We start from the raw sequence: 11,888 nt of genomic DNA, 5'->3' as shown, positions 1-11,888 counted from the left end.
CAAAAAATATCTTAAATAAGATTGTACTTTATATACAATAGAAGAGAAAGCTAAAATTTTGCTGATAATGGTTTGAATTTCCTTTTATCACGACGTGATTCCATCCAAGAAGTAATCATTGCTCTTGTCTTATGAAAAGAGACTAAAATCATCAGACCCATCGGAAGCCATAAAGCGAGCATTTCCGGTTGACCAAGCAATATATACGTTAAAATCACTGTCGCAGCTATAAATAAAGTATCTTTCTTTATCTGTAAATCCATTTCATTCCCTCATTTTTATTTATATGGTGTTTGGTATACAACACGTTCCTGATTATAACTCATCTATCTTAAGTTTTTATTAATACTTTGTGTCAAATGTGTGAATACAAAAAAAGGAAGATGTCCCTGATTACTCAGATCCATCTTCCTTTTTTTTATTTCGATTCCCAATAAGACTTAAGCTTGCTATTTACAGCTACTTTCTTGCTGCCATCCCAAGTTACCTTAACGTCCCCTTTAGCAAAGCTCATGCAAGCCAAACGGAAGCCTTGTTCCAGCTGATCTTCACCTAAACGCTGCACTTCATGCTTGCGAACCTTGGTCAGGTTTTCTGCCCCTTCTTCTACGTGGATCTTGCAAGTTCCGCACAGTCCTCCACCACACTTGTAAGGAAGCTCCGCATTATTGCGGATTGCACTAGCCAATAGGTTCGTTTCTACACCATCTTCAAACTGTACTACTTTCCCGGATGTTTGGAATTCGATCTTTGCCATAATGGCCCCTCCCTTATATTTGTGAGTTTTATTTATTGTATCAATTGCCTGCTCAGGCATCGTTCTCTCCACTCGCACAACCTTATTTATTTTTCTTTATCGATTCTATAGTTAAGACATAAGCTTTTCTTGAGTTCTCAATATGATTGCGAGTTAATTCCATTGCTTTGTCGGCTTCACGATTTCTAATAGCAAGTAAGATATCCTTATGCTCGATAAGGGCTTCTTTCATACGTCCGGGCACTTCGTAGCCAATATGAGCGAAGGCTCGAATATATTCAACCAAATCGATTAGCATTTCATGCAATCGAGGACTTTTCGCTGCTTTGTATAAAAAGTTATTAATGCGAATATGAAATTGAGAGATCTTAGCATCTTCATCATTTCCTTCTATTAACTGAACCGTTTCTTTCACTAATTGATCTAGTTCTTGAAGGGTAACGTCATCTAGTCTCTCTGTTGCTAGTTGAACAGCCAGAACTTCCAATGAGGATAAGATGGAGAATACTTCTAGAACTTGTTCAATGGAGATCTGGGAAACAATAACTCCCTTCCGCGGAACAGTTGTGACAAGACCCTGAGATTCTAGACGAAGCAATGCTTCGCGGATGGGTGTCCGACTTATTTTCAATTTATCAGCTAACTCCCGTTCGACAAGTCTTTCCCCCGTCTTGAGTTCCCCTCTCAAGATTTCACTCTTTAGATATTGATAAACTTTTTCTCGGATAGGAACCAGCTCTTCCACGACCCAATCATCTTTTTGTGAAAGCATCTCCCCACCCCCCTTCTTTATCTAGTAGTCTATTAACTTAGTAAAATGGCACCGTAAGCTAGAGAACCCGCGATCACGAATGATGGATGAATCTTTATAACCTCCATGGCCAGGAAGCTTCCTATAGCCAGGATAGCCGTATGAATCATTCCACTGTCATGCCAAGCTTGGATGATAAATTGATAAGCTAGAACCCCTAGCAAAACCGCAACAACCGGTTGAACTGACTTGGTCATTTCCTTTACATACGGTGAATCTTTAAACAGGGAAACGAACTTGAACAAGATGACCATGGCAATTGCTGATGGAACCACGGTTGCAATCAGGGCTATCGCTGCCCCTGCAATTCCTGCCACTTGGAAACCGACAAACGCTGCCATCTTTGTAGCAATCGGTCCCGGCAAGGCATTACCAATGGCTAATATATCTCCAAATTCTTTCAATGTAAGCCAGTTATAGTGATCCACCACTTCTGCCTGAATGAGGGGAATTGATGGAGGGCCTCCTCCGTAGCCTAAAATATTTGAGATAAAAAACGCCCAAAAGAGTTGCAAATAAATCATTTTTCAACACTCCGATTCATCACGCGACCTTGTTGGCTCGAATTTGCTTTGGTTTTGAAATACGTTTTAGTGAAGGCAAAAATAATAAAAATAGCAATAATGATAGCAGGGTGTATTCCTATGAATTGCAGAGCTATAATGGATACGGCAATGGCGGCTATACTTCCTGCCTTGCCCATTCCTTTCCAAGTCTTCTGAAGAAACTGATAAGTCATAACTGCAAGCATCATACCGATGACCGGACCAACAGCCATAATCATTCCGCTGATAATCTTAGACTGTCCCATCGCATAAAGAGATCCCAATAAAGCGATCATTGCAACGACAGTAGGGATAATATGAGATAATACCGCTACAGCAGCCCCTAGGTTTCCTTTTACCCGATACCCTATATAGGTTGCCATTTTTGTAGCGATTGGGCCAGGAAGTGCGTTTGCCAGAGCAAGCACATCCCCGAACTCTTCATCTGTCATCCACTTATACTTTACTACCGCCTCATGCCTAATGAGAGGGATGACGGAAGGACCTCCGCCATACCCTAGCAATCCGGAGCGGCCAAAGCCAAAGATTAATTCTTTGTAGGACATTTCCGACTCCTTCTTTCACCTTATAATTAATACTTTAAATTAGGTTCAGCTACTACTTCATATCCATCTTTAGCTAATAGCTCTTTTAAAGCTTGAAGTGCTGCGACTCCTGCCGCTGTATCTTGTTCACCGTTTCCACCGCTTAAGCCTACTCCGCCAACCACTTCACCATTTACAACAATAGGAAAGCCTCCAACGAAGATAGCAAATTTCCCGCCAAGCATATGCTGGATTCCAAACGCTTCGTTTCCTGGTAACGCAGGTCCGTTTGGTTCTGTATTAAACAAGTGTGTAGAACGCTTATGTCCTGCAGCTGTGAATGCTTTAGCAATTGCAATTTCAGGACCTGTAATGCGCGCTCCATCCATTCTTTCTAGTGCAATGACATATCCTCCGTCATCTACGATACAAACGGTTTCTAACACGCCGATTTCTTCGGACTTTTTAATTGCTGCTTCGATCATTACTTTTGCTTCTGCACGTTCTAATTTAATCGCTTTTTTCATATTCGTAGCCTCCAGGATCTAGGGATTAGTAGCCAAAATAAACAGTTTTAGTTTGGGTAAAGAATTCTAAACCAACTCGACCAGATTCTCTAAAAGTAGAAGTACTGGATCTCTTTAATCCGCCGAATGGTGCATTAATTAAGTTACCAGTTGTCGTTCTATTCACTTTCACTGTTCCGGAATGGATACCGGCTGCAAACTTCTGTGCCGTTGCAATACTTTGGGTAACAATTGCTGCTGCCAATCCGTATTCTACATCATTGGCAATCGCCAGAGCTTCTTCAAAGCTATCTACAGCAATGACCGCTACAACAGGTCCGAAAATTTCCTCTTGAGCAATGGTCATCTTCGGAGTTACCCCAGTGAAAACAGCCGGTCTTACATAGTAACCATTATCAAATTCTCCGCCTGTTAGACGTTCTCCGCCATAAACAAGGGTAGCTCCTTCTTTTTGACCTACTTCAACATAGTGAAGTACGTTTTTCATTTGCTTTGCATTGGCTAAAGGTCCAATTTCCACACCTTTCTCCATGCCGTTGCCAATCTTTAGCTCTTTTGTTTTCTCAACCAATTTACTTACATATTGATCGTGCACGCTTCTCATAACTATCACACGGCTTGTTCCTGTGCAAGCTTGACCTGTTAATTCAAATCCACCCTTGATGGTCAATTCAACAGCCTTATCCACATCGGCATCATCCATGACGATTAATGGGTTTTTACCGCCGAGCTCCATTTGTGTGCGGGTAGTAAGGGCAACAGCCTTTTGAATGGATTCACCTGCACCCGTAGACCCTGTGAACGTTACTGCTTTAACCGCAGGATCAGTCAATAGCGGTCCAACTACTTGTGAAGCAGAGCCTGTTACAAAGTTGATAACTCCTTTTGGAATACCTGCTTCAGCCAAAGCCTCAACCAGGCGCAGCCCGATGAGAGGAGTATCAGATGACGGCTTAAATACAACGGTATTGCCCGTCATTAAAGCGGGGGCGATTTTTCGAGCGGCAATTGAAATCGGGAAATTCCAAGGGGTAATGACCGTAATAACCCCTAACGGTTCACGAACCGTATAGATTTGGGCAGTTGGATCATCAGATGGGTACGTTTCTCCTGTAAATGTTGTTGCCTCAACTGCATAGAAGCGAAATGTAGCTGCTGATCTCATGATTTCCATGCGACTAGCTCCAATAATTTTACCCTCTTCGCGAGTCAATTCCTCTGCATACTGATCTGCTCTGCTTTCAAGAATCTCAGCTGCTTTATTAAGGATTTGCGCTCTCTTGGATGGAGTTAGCTTTGCCCAATCAGCAAAGGCTTGTTCCGCTGCACGAACAGCGTTTCTTGCATCCTCTTCAGTAGAAGCTTGAAACTCCGCTACAACGTCATTTGTATTGGCAGGGTTAACACTTTGAAAAGTTTTATTAGATTGGGATGGAACCCACTCTCCATTAATGAGATTATTATAAGTTTTCACTGTTGTTTCGATCATGTCTTCTCACCGCTCCAATCTATCTTATTGGAACGGCAGTTCCCAAACCAGGAACTGCCGTATGGATAATTCCTTCTTTATTAAGCCTTAAGCGCAGCGTCGATTTCATCCTTCATGGAGTTGTACAAACCTTCCATGTACATCCAACGCATTTTCGCACCAGTGCGAACGATTTCTAAACATTGTTGCTGCAATTCTGGAGTATTAGCATAGTCAAGAACGATTTGGTATCCGCGCTCACCATGGATTTCGTCAGATACGATGTGAAGATCGAAGAATTCTACTTCTTCATCAGTGAAACCGTACTTTTCCTTCAAAGGAGGAAGTTGCTTACGGTAGATCGCAGGAACTTGAGATTCCAATCCAACTACAAGAGCTGCTGTAGCTACTACGAAGTTTTCTCTCATTGCTACTGCGTAGCACCAGCTTTGCAAACCAAGGGTAGTAGGAAGGATGTTGCTTTGATCAACTACGCGCTCAGCAGTTGTTCCACAAGCTTCAGCAAAACGGATCAACAAGTCAGTATGTCTGTCTCCGCCAAGCTCTTCTTCCCACATATTTTGAAGGGTGAAGTCTTTGGCATCTGTGTAAGCATCCGGAGTGCTAGCATAGATGTAAGCTAAGTAGTCAGCGAATGGTCCAACGTATGCATAGTGATTTTCAGCCCATCTAGCAAAGTGCTTGCGATCCAAACGACCTTCTGCCCATGCTACAGAAAACGGAGATACAGAAGAGTGTTGAGATTTAATTGCCTTTTCTAGTTCTGCTCGGAAATCTTCGCGGTTTAATAATTCTGCCATTGTAAATTCCTCCTTGAATGTGGGTTTTATTTTTTGGAGCTTGGCCACTTCTTATAGTATGACCAAGAGGGGAAAACTCTTTCAAAGGCTTTTTGTATACGGCATTTGGTATACCAACGAGCCCTTTTTAGAAGAGCTTTGGTATTTGGTATACCGAAGCTCTTGTCTTTATACTACAAGATGTTCACAAAGCTGTCAATAACATTTTTTGAAAGTTTAAAAGCTTTTTTACCATATCAATAGTGCAATTATAGTAGACACTACCAAACCGATAATAACCGGCAAAAAGTTCTTGCGAGCCAGATCGATGGCGGAAACTCCCGCAAAACCTGCTACTGCCACTAGAGAAGACCAAGCAATAATGGTTCCTCCACCAGTCCAAATAGAACTCATCTGTCCAATAGCCGCTAGTGTGGAAGGATCTAATCCTACCCCTGGCGCTAATGCTCCTGAAAGACCGCCAGTCAGTGGCAGACCTGAGAATCCAGAACCATCCAGTCCTGTGATTATACCAATAATCATGATACCAAATGCAGTAAGAAATGCACTTTGAGGTACTAGTGTCTGTGCAGCACTAACGATGTCAAAAAGGAATGCTGGTTTAGCCGCTTCTTCTCCAAGAGAAAGAATGCTGCCGGAAAAGTCACCGCTTCCAAGGAAGAAGAAACCTGCAATCGGAACCACGGGACCCATTGCCTTGAATGCGAATACAAAACCATCTGTAATGTGATCCCCAATGCGATCAAGCGCATGGGCTCGTCCAAAGGCCATCGACGCCAAAACTAGGAGTACAGCGGCTACTCCACCAATGAAGGCTGCACCGTCTCCACCCTCAAAGCTTCCCAGACCAGAAGTTTCATTCTTGGATAACACCATGACAATCATAACACCCAGCATACTCAACGGGACTAATACTGCAAAAAGCTTGCCCCAACGATCAAGAACAGATTGATCTTCTGCATTCATTACCTCACTGGCTGCCGCTACTTCTTCATTGGAGCTATGGGTTGCCAGAGACTTTAAATCGTTTTCAATATGAGCATCGTTTGATTTTCTCATTTGCTTAATCAGGCTGACATAAGCTATACCTATTGCGGTTGCACCAGTAATCAATGAAAGAATCCATGCCTTATTAGCTACCAATGCTGTTTCCACACCTGCTGCTTTTGCACTAAGCATTGGAGCAACTTGCATCACGTAGTCAGAAGAAAGAGCCATACCTTGTCCTGCTAGAGAGATGGCAACTGCTGCCCCCATCGCCGGCAATCCAGCGCGAACCGCAGCGGGAATCAACAAAGCACCAATGAGCGGCACTGCAGGAGTTGGCCAGAAGAATAAAGAGATTACAAAGGTAACTCCAACAAGAACCCAAAACGCCATGTGGCCATTTACCATTACTTTTTGAATAGGTTCGATCATCCTTCTGTCAGATCCTAGATCCTTTAAGGAATGAAGAAGGGCTACCATGAAGGTAATAATCAAAAAGATGCTGAACAATTCTTTTGCTGCTACTAAGTTCGCATTGAAAATGGCTTGCAAGCCACCAATGAAGCTTCCTTTATAGATCCATGCAACCAATAAAGTCCCTACTAACGTGGGTAGTACAACCCCGCGCCTCAAAAGCATGGTTCCAATGACTACCAAGGTTACAAGCGCATACATCCAATGAGCCAATGTTAATGTCATCATAGCACCTTCTTCCATAATTATAGTAAATACGAGAGATAAACAACCTTACAAATCGTCAGATAATACAGATGAAAAAATAAAAGGATGAAAGCGCTTTTCCATTTCTTTATTCTACTTTCTAATAACACTTGTAGCTAGTGGTAATTACTAACACTCTTATAGTTCAAGCATTTTGCGGATCGATGTTTCCAAGCCATCCAGAGCTTCTTCTACTACTTTTTGTCCAATTTCATAGCTCGCTTTTGTTGCGTCTCCGATACATCCATTAGCTGTCATTTCCTCATACTGATAAGTACCTTGCAATGGGTTCCCCGGACGCAGGTTTCTCCATTTTCCTTCTACTATATCTCCCTTTTCCAGCTTATCGTTGCGGACAAGTTGTGGAGCTAAGTAAAGGGCTTCTGAAACTTCACGTTCGCAGCTGTGTCCAAAAAGAGTAGACGTCACATGTTCTTTTAATGCGTTTTTCGCAGATGCAGTAGATTTTGCGTAGAAGATTCCAACCTCTAATTCATGGGTCAAGGTTGTACAGGCCACGCTTAATGTGGATTGATTCCCGCCGTGTGAGTTTAGGAAGAGGAACTTCTCGATTCCGTGTTTTTTTAGAGACCAAACCATGTCTCTGAGGATACTGATTAATGTCTCGGGCTTTAATGTAATCGTCCCAGGAAAATTAATGTGGTGGATCGAGACCCCCATATTAACCGTCGGTGTTACGAGTACATGCGGATAAAGCCTTTCTGCTAAGCGATTGGAAATCTCCGTTGCCAGAACAGCGTCGCAGCTTTCATTCATATGAGGTCCATGCTGTTCATGAGCTCCAACAGGAATGATGGCAAGCTTTACTGTTTTTAGCGCCTCTTGAACCTCTGGCCAGGTCATTTCAGTTAAACGATAAGATTTCACTATTACACCCCCCTTTTGATTTATTGAATATTGTATACCATATAATCTAACATAAACAAGTTGAAAATGCACATATCTTTTTTTGGAAAATTATTAATAGAAGATAATGTAAACCCTACTTATTTGGATACCTGCGAATAAATCTTCTGTCTTTATGTTGTCTAACTTGCAATCCCATGCTACTATAGAGGAAATTTGGTATACAAAATACTATATTCCTTAAAAGGAGGTGCTTCTATGGATCCTAAAACCGGGAAAGATACTCTTAGTCTTATTCGGACTATTATCTATTCGATATCTATCGGCGTCTTTATATTATCGACTGTATTGGGCATCGAACAGCTTTCCACATTACTTTCTATTGCTGCAATCATAAGTATTATGATCTCGCTTCCGCGTTCAGGGAAAATTGCCAGCACTTTATCGGCTATATTTTTAGGTATCGGCCTTTATGTGCTTTGGCAGGGAAAGGTTTCGCCTTCCACCTATGTCACTTCCTTTGGAGGGATGTTCAATCTTTTAGCCTTATTCGCTATTATTCCGCTTATTGCAGTACCCATTCGGATTGGGGGCTATAGTGAAACGATCCGGCACACCCTGGAAAGCAAGATAAAAAGTCCATCACAGCTATACCGAACCATTTCCTTCTATTCTTTCTTTCTCAGCTGTTTTATGAACCTTGCCACACTCCCGATGATGTACTACAGCGTGAAAAAAGCGGTAGAGCAATTCCCAATCAAAAATGCGAATCGCTTCGTATCTATGGGGATTACCCAGGGTTTTTCCATACCGATTTTATGGACCCCCATCGCTCCCATCGTTGGTGTTGTTTTTGATTTGACCCATGTAAGCTGGATTTCTATGCTTCCTGTATTATTAACGCTTAGTATAGTGGGTCTGCTTTTAAATTGGGGATTATACAAGTTATCTCATAAGAAGTTTGAACATGCGAAAACAGATGAATTTTATCCCGTAAACGAGGAAATTGCCGCCGCTTCGTTTAGTTCGGATGATTCTATTCCAAAATATAAATTAAAACAGATGAGTCTTGCTGTTTTGCTATTTATTATCTTGATCGGCGCCATGGAATATCTGTTTCCAATCGGCCTTATTACCACAGTTATCGTTCTGACCATCCCATTTTCTTTTTTTTGGTCTGTAATGGTAAAACAAGGGAATGCTTATTTTAAAGAAGCAAAGATTCACTTTAAAACCCACTTGCCTAAAATGGGCGATCAGTTTGCGATCTTCCTGACTGCCGGTTTTTTTGTAGCTGCATTACAAATCACAGGTTCTGATGAATCAATCAATCAGGCGGTTACAAGCCTGGACCATCTGATAGGGTCAAATGCCTTTCTGATCATTTTGCCCCTTATTCCGTTGCTGCTGGCTTTCCTAGGATTCCATCCAGCCTTGGCTATCGGACTCTTGGCCGAATCGCTGGACCCTGTGGCCCTGGGAATTACGGCAGAACAGTTAGCTTTAGCTTTATTGGGAGGGGCCGTATCCACCTTTTTGATGGGTCCATTTAATGCAACATCAGGAATTATGGCCTCCATCGTTAAGGTTACCCCCTTTCGAATCGTCAGTTGGAATTTGGGCTATACGGTTGTATTTCTCCTGATGATCACCTTAGCGTTACTGATGACATAGAGCTATTGACGAAATCGCTTGAAGTTGATACAATTTCCAAACTGATATGGTATACCAAATACAAGGAGGTCACTATGCTTCGGGTTGGACTTATTGGCTATGGAACAATCGGAAAAGATACCGCTCAATATATCTTAGAAAAAAAAGCAGGAAATGTAGAATTAGTTGCTATCCTGGTTAGGGATTGCAGCCGTGTTGAGTCAGATTTGCCTGCCTCGCTGTTCTGCGATCAAGCGGAGGAATTTTTCAAGAAAGATTTAGACATTGTTGTAGAGGGAGCTGGCCATCACGCTGTTCAGCTCTATGCAGAAAAGGCTTTACGGAGCGGCAGTGATTTCATCGTTTCAAGCGTAGGGGCATTTAACGATCAAAGCTTAATGGATGCTACTCTAAAAGCTGCCGAAGAATCAGGAAAAAAATTAATCGTTCCTTCAGCTGCTGTTGGCGGTTTAGATCGGATTGCTGCGGGGGCAGTAGGACCCTTGGATGAAATTACACTAAAAACAAGCAAGCCTCCTAAGGCCTGGTATGGAACTGCCGTTGAGGAACAGGTGAACCTGGCTGAATTAACCGAACCGATTTGTGTGTTCGAAGGAAACGCGAGAGAATCCTCCCGACGCTTCCCGGAAAGTGTGAATGTTTCTGCGGCTCTTAGTTTGGCTGGCTTAGGCTTAGATCAAACCAAAGTAAAGGTATATGTAGATCCTACGATCAACCGTAATGTGCATGAGATTTCTGCTTCTGGAAAATTTGGAGAGATCCGTTTGCAAATACAAAATACCCCGTCTCCAAATAATCCAAAGACAGGGTACATTGTAGCTATGAGTATCGCGAAAGTGCTCAAAAACTTATCCACTAATTTGATGATAGGGCTATAAAAAATTAGCTTGCACCTTGGGTGCTGTTAAGATAGCTCAATTCTTGCTTAATCCAGCCAATTCGATTCTCATTTTTACTGCGTAAAGCTTCATACAGTTGGGCTAGCAGGTAATCGGTCCTGAGCTGTACCAAGAAATCATCCATCTTTTGTTCCAGCTTCGGATCTACCCTACCTGGCTCACGGCTGATCAAGCCGCGCTTGTATTCAATAGCTTCCTCAACTGCTGGGTAAAAGTTAATCACTGCATTAGATTTAAAAGAGTGGGCTGCAGTATGGAAGACCTTCCAAATCGGCTGCTTCACGATATCAGAAACAGAATCCCCAATTAGGAAGAGGCTTCCGGTTACCATGCCGGAACCCTCCTTTTGGGCATAAAGGTTCAGGACACCGTGTCTCGATGTAATGACTAAGCCTTTATTCTTTTTCGTTTCTATTTTCTTTACCTGGAGTTTTTTAACCGACTTACCCAATTCTGCAATGGTTTCCCAGTCTTCTTCACGAAACGTTCCAATAAATCTGTTGCAGACACCCTTGACATTAGTAGGCTTATCCAATTTAACTCCACCACCATTCTTATGTTTTCTATTATTATATGGGATTAACTTAAAAAGGTGAAAGATAAATTTTTATTATTTTATCCTGCGTGAATTTTCCAACTCTATAAAGTTTACAAAACATGCAAAATCTAACATTCTATCTCGGAAAATTAACGCTAGACAAGTTTTCCTCGTGCTGGCCAGATAATATAACGCAGTTATTAATCCTGGCAGTATAAATTAAAAACATATTCTTGAGGAGGAACTAAAATGGAATCGCTAACAAAATACAGTATTGACAAAAAATTGGCTGAATTAAACATTGTCCTGACAAATGCACCTAAACCTTCCGGCAACTATGTGCCTTATGTTTACGCCCCGCCCTTTTTATATATAAGCGGAGTGACGCCCAAAGATAATGGCAAGCTCCTTTACAAAGGGAAAGTCGGGCAGGAATTCAGCAAAGAAGAAGGTTATCTGGCAGCAAGACAATGTGTAATCAATCATTTGAATACAATAAACACAGCCCTTGGGGATCTTGATCGGATTGAGGGTATTGTAAAAATTGTAGGATTTGTTAATACGGACGGGGATTTCCATGACTTGCCATCCGTTATTAATGGAGCATCCGATTTGCTCGTTGAAGTATTTGGTGAGCGCGGCTGCCATGCCCGCTCTGCCGTAGGGGTCTCGTCTCTTCCTGGGGGAGCGGCTGTGGAAGTTGAAATGATTGTTAAGGTTAAGCCGTAA

At 42.2% G+C, this 11,888-nt stretch carries 14 protein-coding genes; 3 read left to right on the top strand and 11 right to left on the bottom strand.

Translation table 11 applies throughout. The features are described from left to right. Window positions 1–50: 50 nt before the first annotated feature. The 10 genes from ABLT31_RS17845 to ABLT31_RS17800 all read right to left on the bottom strand — a co-directional run bounded on the left by ABLT31_RS17845 (window position 51) and on the right by ABLT31_RS17800 (window position 8,069). On the bottom strand, window positions 51–263 hold the full coding sequence (locus ABLT31_RS17845) for a hypothetical protein (RefSeq protein ID WP_367754043.1): 213 nt from the start codon (window positions 261–263) through the stop codon (window positions 51–53). Window positions 264–418: 155 nt separating this feature from the next. Then, window positions 419–757, bottom strand: a complete 339-nt coding sequence (locus ABLT31_RS17840; protein ID WP_367754040.1) for a 2Fe-2S iron-sulfur cluster-binding protein — start codon at window positions 755–757, stop codon at window positions 419–421. Between the two features lie 82 nt (window positions 758–839). Next, window positions 840–1,529: a GntR family transcriptional regulator gene (locus ABLT31_RS17835; protein ID WP_367754038.1), complete on the bottom strand. Its 690-nt coding sequence runs from the start codon at window positions 1,527–1,529 to the stop codon at window positions 840–842. 32 nt (window positions 1,530–1,561) lie between these two features. Further along, window positions 1,562–2,092 (bottom strand): chromate transporter, encoded by a 531-nt coding sequence (locus tag ABLT31_RS17830; RefSeq protein WP_367754036.1) that lies wholly within the window; start codon window positions 2,090–2,092, stop codon window positions 1,562–1,564. Next, window positions 2,089–2,679, bottom strand: a complete 591-nt coding sequence (locus tag ABLT31_RS17825; RefSeq protein ID WP_367754033.1) for a chromate transporter — start codon at window positions 2,677–2,679, stop codon at window positions 2,089–2,091. The genes ABLT31_RS17830 and ABLT31_RS17825 overlap by 4 nt, the downstream gene beginning before the upstream one ends. Before the next feature lie 26 nt (window positions 2,680–2,705). Further along, window positions 2,706–3,185 carry a GlcG/HbpS family heme-binding protein gene (locus ABLT31_RS17820; protein WP_367754031.1) on the bottom strand — a complete coding sequence of 160 codons (480 nt, stop codon included), beginning with the start codon at window positions 3,183–3,185 and terminating at the stop codon, window positions 2,706–2,708. Between the two features lie 25 nt (window positions 3,186–3,210). After that, a complete protein-coding gene (locus ABLT31_RS17815) occupies window positions 3,211–4,674 on the bottom strand; it encodes an aldehyde dehydrogenase family protein (protein ID WP_367754029.1) in 1,464 nt (487 codons plus the stop codon). An 80-nt stretch (window positions 4,675–4,754) separates the two neighbouring features. Continuing rightward, the gene (locus tag ABLT31_RS17810) at window positions 4,755–5,474 is read right to left on the bottom strand and encodes a TenA family transcriptional regulator (RefSeq protein ID WP_367754027.1); all 720 of its coding nucleotides are present in this window, start codon (window positions 5,472–5,474) and stop codon (window positions 4,755–4,757) included. A 228-nt stretch (window positions 5,475–5,702) separates the two neighbouring features. Then, complete coding sequence (locus ABLT31_RS17805; protein WP_367754463.1) at window positions 5,703–7,160, bottom strand: hypothetical protein; 1,458 nt, start codon at window positions 7,158–7,160, stop codon at window positions 5,703–5,705. A gap of 159 nt (window positions 7,161–7,319) precedes the next feature. Next, a complete protein-coding gene (locus ABLT31_RS17800; RefSeq protein WP_367754025.1) occupies window positions 7,320–8,069 on the bottom strand; it encodes a creatininase family protein in 750 nt (249 codons plus the stop codon). 237 nt (window positions 8,070–8,306) lie between these two features. On the opposite strand from ABLT31_RS17800, the gene ABLT31_RS17795 reads away from it, so the two are divergent. Both ABLT31_RS17795 and nadX read left to right on the top strand, forming a co-directional pair. Continuing rightward, entirely contained in the window at window positions 8,307–9,722 is a 1,416-nt protein-coding gene (locus tag ABLT31_RS17795) for a hypothetical protein (RefSeq protein ID WP_367754023.1), read from the top strand. A 74-nt stretch (window positions 9,723–9,796) separates the two neighbouring features. Next, window positions 9,797–10,600 carry an aspartate dehydrogenase gene (gene nadX / locus ABLT31_RS17790; protein WP_367754021.1) on the top strand — a complete coding sequence of 268 codons (804 nt, stop codon included), beginning with the start codon at window positions 9,797–9,799 and terminating at the stop codon, window positions 10,598–10,600. Between the two features lie 4 nt (window positions 10,601–10,604). Here the strand turns inward: nadX and ABLT31_RS17785 are convergent, their stop codons facing one another. Continuing rightward, window positions 10,605–11,156 carry a hypothetical protein gene (locus ABLT31_RS17785; RefSeq protein WP_367754019.1) on the bottom strand — a complete coding sequence of 184 codons (552 nt, stop codon included), beginning with the start codon at window positions 11,154–11,156 and terminating at the stop codon, window positions 10,605–10,607. A 252-nt stretch (window positions 11,157–11,408) separates the two neighbouring features. Between ABLT31_RS17785 and ABLT31_RS17780 the strand changes: the two genes are divergently transcribed. Next, entirely contained in the window at window positions 11,409–11,888 is a 480-nt protein-coding gene (locus tag ABLT31_RS17780; RefSeq protein WP_367754017.1) for a RidA family protein, read from the top strand.

This window comes from Ammoniphilus soli (assembly GCF_040813775.1).
Note: the sequence above shows the minus strand (reverse complement) of the source record. Positions and strands in the feature narration are given on the sequence as shown.

Excerpts from the sequence above, each read along its gene's own strand:
- ABLT31_RS17845 (WP_367754043.1), bottom strand. The coding sequence starts at position 263 with ATGGATTTACAGATAAAGAAAGATACTTTATTTATAGCTGCGACAGTG.
- ABLT31_RS17810 (WP_367754027.1), bottom strand. The coding sequence starts at position 5,474 with ATGGCAGAATTATTAAACCGCGAAGATTTCCGAGCAGAACTAGAAAAG.
- ABLT31_RS17795 (WP_367754023.1), top strand. The coding sequence starts at position 8,307 with ATGGATCCTAAAACCGGGAAAGATACTCTTAGTCTTATTCGGACTATT.
- ABLT31_RS17815 (WP_367754029.1), bottom strand. The coding sequence starts at position 4,674 with ATGATCGAAACAACAGTGAAAACTTATAATAATCTCATTAATGGAGAG.
- ABLT31_RS17840 (WP_367754040.1), bottom strand. The coding sequence starts at position 757 with ATGGCAAAGATCGAATTCCAAACATCCGGGAAAGTAGTACAGTTTGAA.
- ABLT31_RS17805 (WP_367754463.1), bottom strand. The coding sequence starts at position 7,160 with ATGACATTAACATTGGCTCATTGGATGTATGCGCTTGTAACCTTGGTA.
- ABLT31_RS17830 (WP_367754036.1), bottom strand. The coding sequence starts at position 2,092 with ATGATTTATTTGCAACTCTTTTGGGCGTTTTTTATCTCAAATATTTTA.
- ABLT31_RS17835 (WP_367754038.1), bottom strand. The coding sequence starts at position 1,529 with ATGCTTTCACAAAAAGATGATTGGGTCGTGGAAGAGCTGGTTCCTATC.
- nadX (WP_367754021.1), top strand. The coding sequence starts at position 9,797 with ATGCTTCGGGTTGGACTTATTGGCTATGGAACAATCGGAAAAGATACC.
- ABLT31_RS17825 (WP_367754033.1), bottom strand. The coding sequence starts at position 2,679 with ATGTCCTACAAAGAATTAATCTTTGGCTTTGGCCGCTCCGGATTGCTA.
- ABLT31_RS17820 (WP_367754031.1), bottom strand. The coding sequence starts at position 3,185 with ATGAAAAAAGCGATTAAATTAGAACGTGCAGAAGCAAAAGTAATGATC.
- ABLT31_RS17780 (WP_367754017.1), top strand. The coding sequence starts at position 11,409 with ATGGAATCGCTAACAAAATACAGTATTGACAAAAAATTGGCTGAATTA.